Annotated in this window: 17 protein-coding genes and 1 pseudogene; 6 read left to right on the top strand and 12 right to left on the bottom strand. The window is 36.4% G+C overall.

The annotated features are described in order from the left end of the window. The first annotated feature begins 108 nt into the window (after window positions 1-108). Entirely contained in the window at window positions 109-300 is a 192-nt protein-coding gene (locus tag AC0VXV_RS07465; protein WP_475530976.1) for a hypothetical protein, read from the top strand. 56 nt (window positions 301-356) lie between these two features. On the opposite strand, the gene AC0VXV_RS07460 is transcribed toward AC0VXV_RS07465, so the two are convergent. The 6 genes from AC0VXV_RS07460 to AC0VXV_RS07435 form a co-directional block, all read right to left on the bottom strand. Next, on the bottom strand, window positions 357-614 hold the full coding sequence (locus AC0VXV_RS07460; RefSeq protein WP_475530975.1) for a hypothetical protein: 258 nt from the start codon (window positions 612-614) through the stop codon (window positions 357-359). A gap of 104 nt (window positions 615-718) precedes the next feature. Beyond that, complete coding sequence (locus tag AC0VXV_RS07455) at window positions 719-973, bottom strand: thymidylate synthase (protein ID WP_079526108.1); 255 nt, start codon at window positions 971-973, stop codon at window positions 719-721. A 12-nt stretch (window positions 974-985) separates the two neighbouring features. Further along, entirely contained in the window at window positions 986-1,516 is a 531-nt protein-coding gene (locus tag AC0VXV_RS07450) for a tubby C-terminal domain-like protein (RefSeq protein WP_475530974.1), read from the bottom strand. A gap of 10 nt (window positions 1,517-1,526) precedes the next feature. Further along, window positions 1,527-3,305 (bottom strand): glycerophosphoryl diester phosphodiesterase membrane domain-containing protein, encoded by a 1,779-nt coding sequence (locus tag AC0VXV_RS07445; RefSeq protein WP_475530973.1) that lies wholly within the window; start codon window positions 3,303-3,305, stop codon window positions 1,527-1,529. A 30-nt stretch (window positions 3,306-3,335) separates the two neighbouring features. Then, window positions 3,336-3,986, bottom strand: coding sequence for a DsbA family oxidoreductase (locus AC0VXV_RS07440; protein ID WP_475530972.1), 651 nt, complete (start codon window positions 3,984-3,986; stop codon window positions 3,336-3,338). 115 nt (window positions 3,987-4,101) lie between these two features. Next, window positions 4,102-5,463 carry an aspartate kinase gene (locus AC0VXV_RS07435; RefSeq protein WP_475530971.1) on the bottom strand — a complete coding sequence of 454 codons (1,362 nt, stop codon included), beginning with the start codon at window positions 5,461-5,463 and terminating at the stop codon, window positions 4,102-4,104. A gap of 386 nt (window positions 5,464-5,849) precedes the next feature. Between AC0VXV_RS07435 and AC0VXV_RS07430 the strand changes: the two genes are divergently transcribed. Then, complete coding sequence (locus tag AC0VXV_RS07430; RefSeq protein ID WP_475530970.1) at window positions 5,850-8,024, top strand: DNA topoisomerase III; 2,175 nt, start codon at window positions 5,850-5,852, stop codon at window positions 8,022-8,024. Between the two features lie 73 nt (window positions 8,025-8,097). Here AC0VXV_RS07430 and AC0VXV_RS07425 read toward each other — a convergent pair whose 3' ends face one another. The 4 genes and pseudogenes from AC0VXV_RS07425 to AC0VXV_RS07410 form a co-directional block, all read right to left on the bottom strand. Next, entirely contained in the window at window positions 8,098-8,457 is a 360-nt protein-coding gene (locus tag AC0VXV_RS07425) for a Clp protease ClpB (protein WP_475530969.1), read from the bottom strand. Window positions 8,458-8,529: 72 nt separating this feature from the next. After that, on the bottom strand, window positions 8,530-8,892 hold the full coding sequence (locus tag AC0VXV_RS07420) for a hypothetical protein (RefSeq protein WP_475530968.1): 363 nt from the start codon (window positions 8,890-8,892) through the stop codon (window positions 8,530-8,532). 36 nt (window positions 8,893-8,928) lie between these two features. Then, window positions 8,929-9,453 (bottom strand): annotated as a pseudogene (locus tag AC0VXV_RS07415) (P-loop nucleotide/nucleoside kinase family protein). Between the two features lie 43 nt (window positions 9,454-9,496). Continuing rightward, entirely contained in the window at window positions 9,497-10,192 is a 696-nt protein-coding gene (locus tag AC0VXV_RS07410; RefSeq protein ID WP_475531415.1) for a Type 1 glutamine amidotransferase-like domain-containing protein, read from the bottom strand. A 262-nt stretch (window positions 10,193-10,454) separates the two neighbouring features. Here AC0VXV_RS07410 and AC0VXV_RS07405 point away from each other — a divergent pair, with 262 nt between their 5' ends. Next, a complete protein-coding gene (locus AC0VXV_RS07405) occupies window positions 10,455-10,847 on the top strand; it encodes a glucosamine 6-phosphate synthetase (protein ID WP_475530967.1) in 393 nt (130 codons plus the stop codon). A gap of 60 nt (window positions 10,848-10,907) precedes the next feature. Here the strand turns inward: AC0VXV_RS07405 and AC0VXV_RS07400 are convergent, their stop codons facing one another. After that, window positions 10,908-11,384 carry a sigma-70 family RNA polymerase sigma factor gene (locus AC0VXV_RS07400; protein WP_475530966.1) on the bottom strand — a complete coding sequence of 159 codons (477 nt, stop codon included), beginning with the start codon at window positions 11,382-11,384 and terminating at the stop codon, window positions 10,908-10,910. Window positions 11,385-12,009: 625 nt separating this feature from the next. On the opposite strand from AC0VXV_RS07400, the gene proB reads away from it, so the two are divergent. The 3 genes from proB (at window position 12,010) to AC0VXV_RS07385 (ending at window position 15,437) form a co-directional block, all read left to right on the top strand. Further along, on the top strand, window positions 12,010-13,092 hold the full coding sequence (proB, locus tag AC0VXV_RS07395; RefSeq protein ID WP_475530965.1) for a glutamate 5-kinase: 1,083 nt from the start codon (window positions 12,010-12,012) through the stop codon (window positions 13,090-13,092). Between the two features lie 13 nt (window positions 13,093-13,105). Then, complete coding sequence (locus AC0VXV_RS07390) at window positions 13,106-14,371, top strand: glutamate-5-semialdehyde dehydrogenase (protein WP_475530964.1); 1,266 nt, start codon at window positions 13,106-13,108, stop codon at window positions 14,369-14,371. Window positions 14,372-14,543: 172 nt separating this feature from the next. Then, a complete protein-coding gene (locus tag AC0VXV_RS07385; RefSeq protein WP_475530963.1) occupies window positions 14,544-15,437 on the top strand; it encodes a DMT family transporter in 894 nt (297 codons plus the stop codon). Between the two features lie 68 nt (window positions 15,438-15,505). On the opposite strand, the gene AC0VXV_RS07380 is transcribed toward AC0VXV_RS07385, so the two are convergent. Further along, a complete protein-coding gene (locus AC0VXV_RS07380) occupies window positions 15,506-16,702 on the bottom strand; it encodes an aldehyde dehydrogenase (protein WP_475530962.1) in 1,197 nt (398 codons plus the stop codon). Window positions 16,703-16,707 lie beyond the last annotated feature (5 nt).

Raw genomic sequence — 16,707 nt, 5'->3', positions numbered from 1 at the left:
GTTTCAATATATTGGCTATTTAATTAAATTATTCCTTTTTATCCAATGATTGATGGGGAGATTGTGTTAAATAGTGAGTCATGATAGAATCTTTCAGAGGTGAAGTTCGTGAATATTGTAACAGCAGGAATGCTTGTATCATTTTCCGGCATTATAGTCGTTTGTTTAGGTTTGTTTGGCATCCTACCTAACACTAACCAAACATTGAATTATGTATTTATCGGCATCGGATGGATATTTATCCTAATCGGCATCGTCATCCGTATTATCGGTATAAAACTTGAAAGGAAGAATAAATAGAAAATACCGAGTACCACTTTAAGTACTCGGTATTTTTCCGTTCGCATATTCATTATTTAAGTAAGTTCCTCTTCTAGCAAATAATATTTTGTTCCGTATATATCCACTTCATAGGTAATGATTCCAGCTGTACATATATGAATGTTTGTTATTTCCCCTACTTTATTGATAATATGGGCTTCATAAAATTTGCGATAATGATAGGTTTCACTATCCAATTGTTCATCGATTAAAATTACCTTTACACTATCCATCAATTGAAACTTCGGCTGATGCTGTTCAAATTCCAGATTAAATAGATTTAGCTGCCGCAAAAAAATTCACCTGCCAACATGTATTCAACAATTACATTCGACAAGTGAATTTAATTTCCTTTATTTAGGTGGAACGTGTATATAATTGATGCAAATTAGCTACGTTAATCCTGCATTTTTGGTAATGGCAAAATCGTTTCATTATTTTTCTGCTCTGGCTTTAAATAAATGACAAGCTCTTGCTGATATGTACCATTTTCCAGTAAATAATGATCCAATGTGTGGCTGTCATACTGATAGCTGCCAAACGGGAACGAAACACTTTCGCCTTTTACAGCAGCGAGCAGTCCCGCAACATCGTTACTGACCATTTGCAATACTTCTTCAGCCGTTTCTGTTAATACAAACACAACATTCATCTTTTTACTCTCCTATACCCCTATAAATAGTGTCGCCTGCGCAATGGCAATGTAAAACGCCGGGTCCTGTATCGGTGCTTCATCCCAAACAACCAGCTTAACCGAAAACATATCTGACTGTTCATTATAAACAGCAAGCCACCTTGCGATAACCACGTCATTTATAATAAAGTTGGACCAGTCTTCCATTTCTTTATCAATTTTCATTTTAAATTTGTCGCTGGAAATAAAAAGTTCGGGAACGCCTATACGCCAGTTTTCATAATTAATGATATATTTTTCTTTTACAGCAAGATCTTTCCCTTCAAACCACACTTTCCCGCGTCTGAAAATCTTTTTCACTTCGAACAATGATTGTCCATCATTACGAAGCACTGCGTATTTCAAAAAATAGCGGTGATCGAAATAACCATCCAGCAGTTTTTTCAAACCGTTATCATAAATACGCTGAACTTTTAGAATTTGCTCCCCCGCTTCATTGTAAACTGGCTGTTGTTCCGTGGATTTTATATCCCCTAATACTTCGTACGTATAAGTCTGCATTGATTTCCCCTTAATAAATAATCTTAATTTTATTGAGTATCCGTTGTAAAAAATTTTGCTTTTTGTCAAATTTTTCACGTTTAGAAAGTGCCTCATCCGGATGGTCGGTAATGACGCCATTTACATTTTTCTCATAAAATTTCTGCATATCCGACTCATCATTAATCGTCCAGACGAACAACTCCATCCCGCGCTTTTCAACCTGATACTGAATATTTTTTGTCGCAAAAGACTGCTCTACTGAAATAAAGTCGGCATTTGATTCTGGTAACTTACCGTATGCGATAGAGTACACATGACCGGTATGAATCCGGGGTTCCAGTTCTTCCAGCAATTCCATTGTCGGTAAATCAGGTGATTGAACATAATGATAATCCAAGGCATCATATTCATCAAGCTGATCAACAAAGCGCTGTAGAAAGTCTTCTGTTTCAAAACCATGTGTTTTCAGCTCAATAAGCAATTTTATATTTAAATCACGACTCATTTCAAGCACTTCCTCAAATGAAGCGATCGTGTCGCTGAACCCATCTGCCAAAACAGTTGTTGTGACTAATTCATTCAGCGTTAAATCATAGACAATATCATCTTCGCCTGCCAAACGTGATAAAGTTTTATCATGATAAACAACGAACTCCCCATCCTTCGTTTGCTGAATATCGATTTCCACTAAATCCGCTTCCGCTTCTTTTGCCGCCCCAATCGCCTTCACTGTGTTTTCCACACCACCATCCATAAATCCTCGATGGGATACAATTTTGGTATCTGGCTCGTAAATCGTTTTTTCCAAATTGATCAAATTAAAACCGCTTACAAGGAAAAACGCGAAGACGACAATAATAAAGGTCCATTGACGAATCGTTTCTCTAAATGGTTCTTCCTGAACAATTAACGGCTTATGGCGTGTTAACTGAAATGCTACCATCACAAGTAACTGAGTAAAGAAAACTTGCAATATTGTAAAAAACAGGATGATAACGCCCTGTGCAAGTGTCAACGTAAAGCTTGCGGTTACAAGTCCCCAGCTCGGTTTAAAACTTTCAATGATAAATAGCGGTGTCAATATTATAAATAACGCGAACAATAAAAGCGTTAAATTGACGATAACTATAAGCCCGATCATTCCGACCGTCTCAATTAGTTTTCTTTTCGAAAACTGCCAGCTCATCTTTAATGCTTTAAATATTGTAACCTCTTGGTAAACCGTAAAAAATGGCCAAGTAAAAATAAAGCGTAAGCCTATAAAACTCAATATAATTATTAGCACAACATATAAAATCGTGCCATTACGAGAGTTTAAAAGTTCATCTATAATAAAGCTTGGTACATTTATATTTTGGATCAGTGAAACTGGTAATAAAGATGAAATAAGCGGTATTAATAATAGTAGGTATATGACAATCAGTACGGTCTGCAAGCTGATAAAATAGACAACCTTCTGATTTAATCGTTTTAAGAGCTCTTTCCATGTATATGGAATGGCACGCTGCTGATAGTATGCAAGTAGTATTAAAAATCCTAATTCATAATAGATGAATACTATTCCGATAAATAGAATGATCCCTATTCCAAATAAAGCAAACGGATGTGTCAGTAAATAAAGGATACTGTCTTGCGTAATTACCTGCACCCCTGTGATATCCATGACAATCGCTGTTATCAGCCAAATGAGCGGCAATAGAATAAATGCCTGCACAATCCGTAATATCGCAAACGTCCGTATATAATCGACTCGATAATAATATAGATTTCTGAAAATCAGTTTAATAACTCGTTTAATTCTATCCACAAGACTTCCTCCGACTAGTAAATTCTATCTCTATTTTTGGTTTTTCTTTATATATTCCTTCGTTTGAAGCAATGTAGCTGTAAATACTTCTATTGGCTCCACCCCTCTGATTCCGTAATGATCTTCAAAAACGAAAAAAGGTACACTCGATATTTGCAGCTGCTGTGCATCATATCGATCCAGCAATAACTCTTCAGTGAATTGTTGTTCGTTTATTATTTTCTGTGCCATGTTCCGGTCAATGCCAATCTGTTCGCAAATGCCTAACAGTGCCTCCGTGTCATTTAAATTAAGACCTTCTGAAAAAAAATGTTCCATAACACTATCTACAAATTCCAGTTCTTTTTCATACAGCTTTGCGAGCTTAGATAAACGATGAGCATTTTTTGTATTGGCCAGCACTACCTTATCCAAGTTGAATTTGACTCCTGCTTCCTTTGCATGCATCTCCAACGCTTCCATAAATTCTTCCGTTTTACGAAGATCATTGTTTTTCTTTTTAAAGATTGTGTCGACATAAGATATCGCTTCCGACTTTGAAGCTGCAGGATTTAGTTCAAATGCCCTATAAACGACTTCCGTTTCCTCGCCTATATTTAACTGGTTAATTGCTTGGAATAATTTCGTTTTCGCGATATAACAAAACGGACAAGCGAAATCGGAAAAAATTTCTATTTTCATATTGTCTCCCCCTTATATTTATGTACTTATCCCTCTATTCTATGGCTTTTTTATTACATTACCCAAAATTCCAAAGAAAAAAGCCGAACCCAACATGGATTCGACTAAATATTATCTAAAACGAAGTAATTGTTGCAAAAAACTCTTCATAAAGTCCCTTTAAGATTTGATCTTCAAATTCCGAACGAACACCAAACACAAGACTAACTTCCGATGAACCTTGATTAATCATTTCAATATTCGCACCTGTTGCAGAAATAGCAGTTGCAGCACGTGCTGCCAGGCCAGTATTATGGCGCATGCCTTCTCCTACGATGACAATCATTGAAAAGTTATGGCTGAATTGAACGTCATCTGCACATAATTCTGTCTTTACACGTTTTACGATACGCTCTTCAATTTCAGGTGTCAGCTGGCTTGAACGCATAATTACTGAAATATCGTCTAAACCAGATGGTGTGTGCTCATAAGAAATGTTTTCTTCTTCAATAATTTGAAGAAGCTTGCGGCCAAAGCCAACTTCTCGATTCATTAAATATTTTGATACATATAGAATTGAAAAACCACTATCCGCCGAGATCCCTGTAACCGGACGATTTGTTGCCGGACGAGTTGGTAAAATTAACGTCCCGGATGCAGAAGGGTTATTTGTGTTTTTAATATTGACCGGAATACCTTGTTTATAAACCGGCATTAGTGCTTCATCATGGAATACGGAAAAACCGGCATACGATAATTCACGCATTTCGCGATACGTAATTTCTTTAATATCGACTGGATCATTAACGACTTTAGGATTTGCAGCGAACACACAGTCCACATCCGTAAAGTTCTCATACAGCTTTGCCCCAACGGCAGACGCTAAAATTGAACCTGTAATATCCGATCCACCACGGTCAAATGTACGTAATACGCCTGCTTTTGTATAACCGAAGAATCCAGGGAAAATAATAATCTCCTCTGTATTTTTCAATACACTTAAGTTTTCGTATGCTTCTGGAAGTGCATACGTACGTTCCGGGAAGTCATTTAAAATTAACTTATCTTTTGGACTTACATATTTTGCCGGCATGCCAATTGCATTAAAATAACACGCAATAAGTTTTGCGTTGTTATCTTCACCGCTAGCTTTTATATTATCTAAGAATAAGTCTTTGTCTGACCAATTTTCTGTCACACGCCCGCGTATATCCTGTTCAATAATATCTGAAATTGTATTGTCTAAACCAAGATCTTCAGCGATATTTCGGTAACGATTTACTACAGCCTTAATTTTTGATTCAACATCGCCTTTATTAATCACGGTGTTTGCTAAATCTATTAATAAATCCGTCACTTTAATATCATCACTTGAACGCTTACCAGGCGCAGAAACAGCGACAATCTTTCTTTCAGGATTAGACTTCACAATGCTTGCTACTTTTTTGATTTGTTCTGCACTCGCGACAGATGTGCCGCCAAATTTACATACTATCATCTCATCATATCCTTACTCTCAAAATTGATATTTGTACTCACCGAAAAAACATTTGACTTTACACAGTGTACAAATTTATCCTATTTCAGTCAAGACTATTCAGTAAATTCATTAATCTATTTAGTCAAAATACGAATAATTCGTCATTTTGTCAATATATTATATGAGATTTTTATAAAAAATGATATTTATTTGTTCAATTTTATAGCATTTTTACAATAAAAAAATAATTGTAGCGCGTTAGGCAAATGAAGTGACAAAATAATTAAACAACCTTCCCGACAATCCATAGTAATGAATAAATGTTTTGTTCCCCCATTCGGCTGTAAATTAATCTATAATTATTACAATAGGAGTTGTAATTATTATTAGTAGGAGAAGGATATATGAAAATAGTAATTGCAGAAAAACCAGATCAGGCAGCAAAATTGGCTGCTCCATTTTCATTCACTAAAAAGGCTGGTTATTTTGAAGTTAAGCCAAACACATACTTTCCGGAAGGTGCTCTCATTACATGGGCGATCGGTCACCTTTGTGAATTGAAGGCTCCGGAAGAATACAACGCTTCCTGGAAGAAATGGAAGTTGGAAGCATTGCCGATTATTCCAGATCGTTTCGAATATAAAGTAACAAAAACAAAATATAAGCAGTTCAATATTATAAAAACACTCGTGAAAAGGCCCGATATTCGGGAAGTTATTATTGGCGGAGATGCTGGGCGCGAAGGCGAACTCATTATACGTACTATTTTAAAAGTATGCGGTGTGAATAAACCGATGAAACGATTATGGATATCCTCTTTAACGGAAAATGCGGTGAAAAACGGATTTGCAAACTTATTGCCGGAAGAAAAAACGAGGAATATTTATTTTGAAGCATTAAGCCGCTCTTGTGCAGATTGGCTAATTGGTATTAATACATCCAGATTGTACACGGTGCTCCTTAAACGTAATGGTGTAAAAGATGTTTTCTCCATTGGAAGAGTACAAACACCGACATTAGCGCTCATCGTAAAACGGGAGCATGAAATTGCGAACTTTAAACCTGAACCGTTTTGGGAAGTAGAAACAGAATTCAATTTTAACGGCAAAATATTAAAAGCAAAATGGCATAAAAACAACGTATCAAGGCTTCTCGAAGAACGCCAGGCAATTGCTGCAGCCAACTTTTGCCTCAATAAAAATGTGGAAATTACAAATATCAAAAAAGAAAAGAAGGAATATGCACCACCCCTTTTGTTCAATCTTTCTGCACTACAGGCAACAGCCAACAAAGCTTTTAAATTTTCACCGCAAATGACGCTCGATATTTTGCAGAAGCTTTATTTGAAAGGTGTCGTTTCCTATCCAAGATCGGATTCACAATTTTTGACGAACGAGGAAGCGAAAACTTTACCGGCGATTCTTGGACAGTTAAGCAAATTGGAGCAATATAAAAATCTGTTACCGCCGCCTTCAACTTCACTTATGAACAACAGAAGATTTGTAAATGAAAAAAAGGTAACGGACCACCATGCCATTATTATTACTGAGCAAGTCCCGAATATGGCAAAGCTCAGTGCCGAGGAAGCCAAAATTTATGATTTAGTCGCAAGGCAAGTAATTGCGGCCCATTATAATAATGCCGTATTCTCCTATACAACAATTCACTCACTTGTCGATAAGCGCGCGGAATTCATTTCCAAAGGAAAAGTGCTGCTGGAGGAAGGTTGGCGCAAAGTGATTCATCATTCAAAAGATAGTGCTGACAAAGATGAACTGCTCCCCCTTCTTCAGGAAAATGAGCAAGGGACAGTTGTAAAAGCGAATGTAAAGAAAGGTGAAACCCAACCACCTAACCGCTATTCGGAAGGTAATTTAATTACAGTCATGAAAACTGCAGGCAAACATTTGGAAGATGCGGAACTGGAAAAAGTTTTATCGAAAACAGAAGGATTAGGCACGGAAGCTACACGCGCCGGAATTATCGGGACACTGAAAGATCGAAATTATATCGAAGTGAGGAAAAACCAAGTGTTTGCAACGACGAAAGGAATGCTGCTCATTGAGGCACTAGGTGAAAGCATTTTAACGTCCGCATCAATGACAGCTAAATGGGAGCAACGCCTTTCTGAAATTGGTGAAGGGAATGCTTCTCCACAAGTATTTATGGAACAGGTAAAAAAACTGGCAGATAAATTGATCGTAGATGCCGGTGAGCGGGAAAAAGAATGGGCATTCAATCAAAATGATGTGGAGAAAATAACCGAAAACAATCCCTATACTAAAAAGTATAAGAAAGAAAAAACAGTTGTCGGGAAATGCATTCTTTGTGATGGATCCATTGTCGATCACGGTACTTTTTACGGCTGTTCGAATTACAAAAAAGCCAGCTGTAAATTCTCGGTTTCCAAAAAAATACTAGGAAAAACAATTACGCAAACGAATCTCAAGAAATTATTAGCTGCCGGTGAAACAGAATTGATTAAAGGATTTAAAAAAGGCGGTAAAATCTTCAACGCCCACCTCATTTGGGATGAGAAGGAACGAAAGGCAAGCTTCAAGTTTACAAATACAAAGTAATCAACTCCCTTCAAAAGATAACACCCCGAAAGTTAGCGTCGAACATTTAACTTCGGGGTGATTTTTCTTTTCATTAATCATAATTTAACTTGTTATCATTCCTGTATTTTAACCATGCATCTATTTCAGTTTTAATGAATCTTTTCTGGTTATCGAGCAAAAGGTACGGGATAAACTGATAAGTATCATAGCTGCTTAATCCTTCCCTTTGCCAATCATCATGCGATATAATAATTTCAATTGATTGTTCGCTTATTTGAAGATATTCAGCAAGCTGGGTTATTGTCATTAAATCAGGTATTGAACTAATGGCACTTTCTGAACTTTCATTAATATTAGTTGTGTTCGAAGATGTATTACTTAATATAAAAGCAGCTGTTAAGATGGATAACCCCAACAGTACTACACCAATTAAATGTGTTGATTGTCTCAAATCAGTGCCTCCTACTCAAATACAATTTGAAAAAACGCTATTTTTCTCCTTGAAAAAGCATCTATTATCATATTATTTTAAAGGCAATTGGATTGTTTCGGAATGATTATCCCATTTTATTATCGTTTTGAGCTCTGATCCTTCCGTTGCATTCGAACAGCCATAAGGCAGAAAAAACATGCCATTTTCATCTAAAGAAATGGAAGCCCCTTCTATATTATCAACACTAAACTCCAATTGCTCCGGCATCGGATCGTTACCTAGGTATTTTATATAGCCTTTCGTAGAATTGCATTCACTATCATCTGTCACTGTATATTGGACTCTCCAATTTTCACTTTCACCAAAAAACACATAATCTTTTTGTATGCAGGCAGATAAAAGAGTAACACTAAACAAAATTAAAATTCCTACTTTCGGACTAACGAGTTTCAATACAACACCTCCATAATGTGCAGATTTCAGTATGGCTTACTCCTTGATATAACTAATCACCTGATCTATGTATCTCTCTAAAGGTTCTTTAGTATCTATAACGATATATGAACCTTCATTTGGTTTCTTACTGTTTTCAATGGTAAATTTAAATGTTTCTTCTGAGCTGGCCGCTTCAATTTGACTAACCATTCTATTTCGACTTTTTAATCTATTATTAATTTCCTGAAAATCATTCAGATAACACTCTACGTATTTGTAATTGGCATTATACTTTTATGATAAACTTATGCCTCGAGACACCATTTCCTGATAAAGACAAGGACTATCTAAAACGACATTTTGCCCTTGTGATAAATGAAATTCCACTAAAGACCAATCAACATTATAGGCAACCTTACTAACAAGTTTATTCTCTATTGAAATTTCCTCAAATGACGTTAATAACGAAGATTTTACAATGTCATGATCTATTATGACAGCCCCTGTATTCTTTGCAATTTGTCGAGAAAGCGTCGACTTGCCGGACTCCGGGAATCCGGACATTTGTACGAAAAACATTTTTAACAACTCACTTTTCCGAAATTTTATTGACTGGTCTACATTAAGTACCCAAATATTCTGCAGGGAGCTCCCTCTCAATTATGCCCTTTTCCAAAAATACACTGTACGCCTTAGCATCAGGTCTGGAACTTACAATTTTATGGATTTCCTGCCCTTTAAAATGAATTGCAACACCATCCTCAACAGCAATTCCTGATTGTATTTTATTGGACTCAATCAGTTTATGATATGCAGGCCTTCTTTCCGTTTCTCCATCGTAATGCGGACAATTACTCCCCTTTAACAATCCCAAACAGGTTATTGGTTCAAGTCCATCCCCAAAGGAATCTGTCACCCCCTGTTCAAACCAACAGATAGCCCCTGCACTTAACCCGGCTAGAATAACCCCCTCCTCCCAAGCTTTCCTTAAAATACTGTCTAATCCCCAATCCTTCCACAAAGCTAAAAGGTTTTTCGTGTTTCCCCCACCAACATATAAAATGTCTTTCTCTAAAATAAAATTTTCCAAATCCCGAGATGGAGGGTTATAGAGAGATAAATGTGATGGGTCGCAATTTTGTTTATTAAAAAAATTATAGAACCTGGATATGTATTGTTCAGAATCTCCACTAGCTGTAGGAAGGAAACAGATTTTCGGTTTTTCCGATTCCGTCTGTTTTAAAATATAACGATCCAATAACGGGTTATCAGGTTCCATTGAGAAGCCCCCGCCGCCCATCGCAATTATTTGTCTCATTTTCATTTGTGTACTCCTTTCATTTATGAAGAGTATTTATTATAGCCATCACATTTTTAACTTAATTATTAATATTCTATAAAGTTCGCGAAAATCCTTGGGTTAACTAGCAAATTTACTTATATTCATATTAGACTGACCGTAATTGCTTCCGCGAGCTGCATGTTAACAGTACCCCTCTTTCGAGATAATTATTATCCCAATGTAGAAAATATTAACATTCCAATGTTATACTAATGATACAAAAAGGGGGATTTATTTCATGGAGAAAAGAAAGCGGACGATATTTTGGATCATACCAATCGGGGTAATTGGTGTATTCTTTTACTTTTTCGGTCCACAAAAAGCCGTAACAGATAATGACTACATTACATATGTTCATGCTACACCCGTCATGGAAAATAGCGATATTACAATAGAAGAAGCCCTCAAAAACTATTGTGAAGAAAGCCGCTGGGAATATTTCCAAACAAAAATGATGGAGCATGTCGTGGAATTTAAAGGTAAATGCAAAATTGATAACAAAGTACAGCCTGTTAATTTACAGTATGTTGTTGAAAAAGGACAAACAGATTACCGTATAGGGGCAATGCTTGTTAATGGCGAACAGCAATCCGAAGAGCAGCGAACAGAGTTTTTGAATACAATTCAATAAGATATTATAAAGTGGAAACTTAATAAGCTTCCACTTTTTTTGTAACCCAAAAACTTTGAACTATATTAACAAACCCCTTAACTTAGAAAATAATCGTTGACGTCTTTTCTTTAATGTTTCATAACTCAGCTTATACTTGTCAGCAATCTCCTTTATCGAAAGCTCTTTTTCATACAACGCGATCAACAGAAATTGCTCATCTTTATTTAATTCCTCAAACCATTCCGGCCATTCCAAACTTGATGTAACAAAGTTGTGTTGCTGCGAATTAACAATAATTATGTTTTCTTCCACCGCTAGTTCATGCTCGGAGACGTGATTCGCTTTGGATAGTGCTCGAATGATAGCATATTTTACGGTCATGTAAGCAAACATCGCAAAATCCCCTTTAGTATCATCGAAATTCTGCAATGCCTTCCATAAAGCGATCCTCCCTACTTGCATGTATTCATCTAAATCTCGATAAATTTTCAGTTTATAGATGACTTTTTTTATTAATGTTTCATTGTCAAAAATAATCTGTTCTACATCCTGCATTATTCCAAATCCTTTAAGCTGTGCACAACTAATTATTCCTAGGTACTACAAATTTAAAAAATAGCTGAAAAAGAAACAAAGTACGGATTTATCATGAAAAATTAAATTTGCATAGAAAATAGTCGTAAAATTCACACTTTTATGCGGTAAATTGGTCCAAAAAGGAGTTTTTCGCATAGTTTTCAAATAAATCAGACTTAACGATATTGACAAAAAACGTGCTATCATGCATGCTATTAGAAAATATAAAGGCATATTGAAGACGAGTACGTAGCAATTGGCTATACAAGAGAGCACATTCCACAGGCTGAAAGAATGGCATAGCAAAACCTGCCGAACCTACTTCAACAGCTCCTACAAAAATAGGCGCAGTCTCAGCGTTATGAAATGAAGTGGAATGCAAGTATTGGCATTCAATTTAGGTGGTACCACGGAAACAGCACATTTCGTCCTAAACAATAGGAATGAAATGTGCTTTTTTATGTATTAAAGTCTATCAATAGTTTTTTTACATTCCTTACTATTGGAAAAACACAAGTTAAAACCGTTACATCCTGTAACAACACTTGTGTGACCAACATCGTATGGCGGGATAATTCAATATTTTTATCGAGGAGGATTTTGGGTGGAAAGAAAACGTGTTGTAGTAAAAATCGGAAGCAGTTCATTAACGAATAATAAAGGGGAGCTTGATCATGAAAAATTTCATGATCATGTTTCTGCCATTGCTACATTGAAACAAGCAGGTAATGAAGTTATTTTAGTCTCTTCAGGCGCAGTAGCAGCAGGTTTCAAAAAGCTCGGCTACCCTTCTCGACCGATTACGCTAAAAGGAAAACAAGCGGCCGCTGCAGTTGGTCAAAGCATATTAATACAAGCGTATGCAGATGAATTTGCCACTTATAATGAGACGTCCGCCCAAATCTTACTAACTCGCTCTGATTTTAACGATAAGCAACGTTACAGAAATGCTTATGAAACATTAACAGAGTTATTGGAGCGTTCAATAATCCCGATTATAAATGAAAATGATACTGTATCTGTTGCTGAATTGACTTTTGGCGATAATGACATGCTTTCCGCTTTAGTAAGTGGTCTTGTTCATGCAGATCAGTTAATTATTTTAACGGATGTCAACGGGCTTTATACGGCAAACCCATTAACAAACGCAGATGCCATTCGAATTGATCGCATAGAAAAAATTACAGAAGAAATGCTTCTCTTTGCTACAGGATCAGGTTCAAAAGTCGGTACAGGCGGCATGCAGTCCAAGCTGGCTGCAGCCAATTATGCGATTAATACAGGTGTTGAAGTTTTTATCGGCACAGGCTCAGGCCATACAAAACTAACTGAAATCCTTGTAAACAACGGTGACGGTACGTATTTTGAACGCAATGAAAAGTATGTTCCTACAAATAAACAGTGGGTCCAGCTCTCAAAATCTTCCGGAAAGATTTTTATTGACGAGGGTGCGGTCCGAGCATTGCAGTATGGAGGAAAAAGTTTACTGCCAGCCGGTGTATATGCCTATGAAGGACAATTTGAAAAAGGCGATGTTGTAGAAGTTTTTGACAGACATACATGTATCGGTCGTGGAGAAATTCTTTATTCTTCAGCTGAATTGGAGCATGCGATGGGTAAACGGACGACAGAGCTCATGCATTACCCGATTGAAGTTATTCATCGTAATCAATGGGTCAAAATTTAAGGAGGTTATTATTATGACAAAAACAATTGCAAATGAAGTTGTTGAAAAAGGCAAGCGTGCAAAAAAGGCAAGCTATTTAACGAATATCAAATCGACAGAAGAAAAGAATGAAGCATTAAGAAGTATTGCACACCAACTTCTTGCCGATATGGACATATTACTTACAGAGAACGACAAAGATATTACTGATGGAAAAACGAACGGACTAGATCAAGCGACACTGGACCGCATTTTACTGAATGAAAACCGCATTCAAGCGATGAGCGATGCAATCATGCAGCTAATTGAATTAGAGGATCCTGTCGGTGAAGTAGTCGAACAAATTACGAAAGAAAATGGCCTTCAAATTACTAAAAAGCGTGTACCTTTAGGAGTAATTGGCATGATCTATGAAGCACGCCCGAATGTTACGATTGATGCAGCAACTCTTTCAATTAAAACCGGTAATGCAGTACTTTTACGTGGCAGCTCATCTGCAAAATATTCAAATATTGCACTCGTTGCATCGATTCACCGCGCATTGGAAGCTGTCGACTACCCGAAAGATTCCGTTTTGCTTATCGAAGATACGAGCCGTGAAACAGCGAAAACTTTATTTACGTTGACTGATTACTTGGATGTGCTAATTCCGCGCGGAGGGAAAAAACTGATTGATTTAGTCGTACGTGAATCGACGGTTCCTGTACTTGAAACCGGTGCCGGAAATTGCCATATTTATTTGGACGAATTCGCTAATTTTGAGATGGCAAAATCCATTGTAAAGAATGCGAAAACACAGCGTTTATCTGTATGCAATGCAGCGGAGAGTTTATTAATTCATCAGGAATTTTTCAAAAATCATGGTACAGAAGTTTTGCATTACTTACAGGATGAACTTGGAATAAAAATCTATGGAGATGAAAATATTTGTACTGTATTGTCAGAAGCAATTGAGGCCACAAAAGAGCATTACGCTGAAGAATTTCTGGCTCTGACATTAAGCGTAAAAGTAGTCGAAGATGTATTGGAAGCGGTACATCACATTAATCATTTCGGAACAAATCATTCGGAAGCTATTATTACCGACAATATGCAAAACGCTGAAATCTTCTTAAATTCAGTTGATGCGGCAGCAGTGTATCATAATGCATCGACACGCTTTACGGATGGCTTTGAGTTCGGATATGGTGCAGAAATCGGTATTTCAACTCAAAAGCTTCATGCTCGCGGTCCGATGGGTTTACCAGCATTAACATCAACAAAATACTATATTCACGGCAACGGTCAAATTCGCAAATAGTACTCACCTTCTATAAAGTGAAACCAATCGGGCTTTTACGGATAGTTAATCTCCCGCCTACCCTATACGCCCTGCTACAGTCTGAATGCGGGAGTTTTGCCTCTGCCGCTTTGCTTTCAAGGCAGATAAATTACTACCCGTTACTGCGGGATAAAGAAAGCAGGTTCACCATATGAATGCACGCTCAATGCTTAAACTTACTCTTTCCATGGCTATTTTCGGCTCTATCGGTTTCTTTACTACGCAAACCGGCTTGCCTGCAGTAGAGCTCGTTTTTGTTCGCTGTATTTGTGCGACAATCTTTTTAGGCGGATTATGGTTTTTTACAGGCGGTCATAAAACTGAAGTTTGGAACAAAAGCGAAGTAATGAAAACGGTTATATGCGGTATATTTCTTGTATTAAACTGGGTGTTTTTATTTAAAGCGTTCGAAGTTATGTCGATTTCTATCGCCATTTCAATTTACAATTTGGCCCCGATTTTTGTATTAATTTTAGGTTCGGTATTTTTGGCGGAGAAAATGGGGATAGGTGCCATTTGTGCAACCGTTATTTGCTTTTTCGGTAGTATTCTCATTATCGGTATTGAGAGCTTTACAAGCGTCTCGCAATTTATGAATTCAGGATTTATATGGGCGCTTCTTTCGGCTTTTTGCTATGCGCTGACAATGTTTACGAGTAAAACGATTCACGGTATGTCATCCTATGCTCTTACGTTTATCCAAACAATAGTAGGTATCTTAATGTTGCTCCCATTTTGCGATTTTGCAGCATTTGAAGGTTTAACGAATACAAACTGGCTATACATAATTGGTACAGGCTTAATTCATACAGGGTTTGTCTACTATTTATTTTTTGACAGTGTTCGAGATCTTCCTACTGTCATCGTTTCGGTACTCGTATTTGTCGATCCCGTAGTAGCGATATTATTGGATGCTGTATTGCTTTCATTCCGACCAAGTTTATTGCAGGTTCTCGGAATCGTCCTGATTTTCGGAAGTATTTTGTACACCGTTTTCGCTCCTGAACAAACTGGGAAAAAGCTAAAAACAAGTAGTTCACAATAAACTATATAAAACGAAATAAACTCTAAATAAGAGCGGTATGAATCCGCACTATTTAGAGTTTATTTTTTCTATTTAAACTGAGCCAGCTGTTTTGGTATCAGTATTTTATCTGCGAACCATATTTTCTGGAGTTTCGTATTATCGCCCATATAGATTACGACAATTTCAATCTTTTTCAACTTTTTGTAATGCGTAACGGCTGATATCCAATCTTCTTCATTAGGAAAATCGTTAAATAGTAATTCATTGCAGAGTAAATAGATTTTACCGCTATTGCTATGAGATAATTCTAACTTTAACATCGTAAAGGCATAATTGATAACGCCTTTATAATTAATCGGTTCCGTTTTAAGTCCGAATGATTTATCCAGCTCGAAGTAATGATTAAAATCTATCGTCTCTTTATGTGTAATCATTTCCTGATCGATTGCTTTTATGAATGATAAAAAAACAAAATTGTGTTCATGTTTTTGTGAAAATTCCGAAACAGCCAATGCCAATCCATTTTGTAACGTAAGGCTACGTTTCATCGATATATCTTTTTGAACACAAAATACATATGTACTGTTCGGATCGAGACCAATTTTTAAAAATTGTTCTGTCTGAAATTTGGATTTCCAATATAAAACTTCGGAAAAGTGCCTTGATTCGATATAACTCATAAATTTTCTTAAATTAACATTGCTGATTGTTTCCCATATCCTGTCCCCGAAAAGCAGTTCAACCGCTCTCGTTTCTTCTAGTACTTCTTCGAGAATCCTGTCATAAATGGAATTGAATTTAAATAAATTCATATACCAGTAGCTTTGTATTTTTAAATAGATTTCATGATAAATATCTCTAGTATCTTGACTATCAGCAAATTCCTTTTCATAGTCAGTTTTTAATTTTTCGATTTTTAAAACTTTACGCATAACATAAAAATAATCTTTTTTAATTTTTTTCCATATGTATAGTGCTACAAAAAATTTTTTTACAGAGGGATTCGTTAAGTACTCAAAGTGCAATTTTTCTAAATTTCGAGCTGAGAAAAATTCCAATATGAAAATTCGCCATTCTTTCAGCCTAATATCTTCTTCTACAATTTCGCTTTCGTACTTTTCCCCAATTTCAAAAAGTGACCAAATATCATGAAAAAACAAATATAAATCATCACTTTTTAATAGTATGGAGTCATTACAATGTTCGGAGTAAAGTAAATCTAACAGTGCCTCTTTACGCTCATCACTTAATGAGCAAGGATTTTTCAACAATAGCTCCTCCATTATGG

This window comes from Solibacillus sp. iso_87 (genome assembly GCF_056173085.1).
Note: the sequence above shows the minus strand (reverse complement) of the source record. Positions and strands in the feature narration are given on the sequence as shown.

Coding starts and splice junctions, on each gene's coding strand:
- AC0VXV_RS07400 (WP_475530966.1), bottom strand. CDS start 11,384: ATGCAGGATGTAGAACAGATTATTTTTGACAATGAAACATTAATAAAA.
- AC0VXV_RS07380 (WP_475530962.1), bottom strand. CDS start 16,702: ATGGAGGAGCTATTGTTGAAAAATCCTTGCTCATTAAGTGATGAGCGT.
- AC0VXV_RS07435 (WP_475530971.1), bottom strand. CDS start 5,463: ATGATAGTATGTAAATTTGGCGGCACATCTGTCGCGAGTGCAGAACAA.
- AC0VXV_RS07385 (WP_475530963.1), top strand. CDS start 14,544: ATGAATGCACGCTCAATGCTTAAACTTACTCTTTCCATGGCTATTTTC.
- AC0VXV_RS07440 (WP_475530972.1), bottom strand. CDS start 3,986: ATGAAAATAGAAATTTTTTCCGATTTCGCTTGTCCGTTTTGTTATATC.
- AC0VXV_RS07455 (WP_079526108.1), bottom strand. CDS start 973: ATGAATGTTGTGTTTGTATTAACAGAAACGGCTGAAGAAGTATTGCAA.
- AC0VXV_RS07390 (WP_475530964.1), top strand. CDS start 13,106: ATGACAAAAACAATTGCAAATGAAGTTGTTGAAAAAGGCAAGCGTGCA.
- AC0VXV_RS07410 (WP_475531415.1), bottom strand. CDS start 10,192: ATGAGACAAATAATTGCGATGGGCGGCGGGGGCTTCTCAATGGAACCT.
- AC0VXV_RS07450 (WP_475530974.1), bottom strand. CDS start 1,516: ATGCAGACTTATACGTACGAAGTATTAGGGGATATAAAATCCACGGAA.
- AC0VXV_RS07405 (WP_475530967.1), top strand. CDS start 10,455: ATGGAGAAAAGAAAGCGGACGATATTTTGGATCATACCAATCGGGGTA.
- AC0VXV_RS07430 (WP_475530970.1), top strand. CDS start 5,850: ATGAAAATAGTAATTGCAGAAAAACCAGATCAGGCAGCAAAATTGGCT.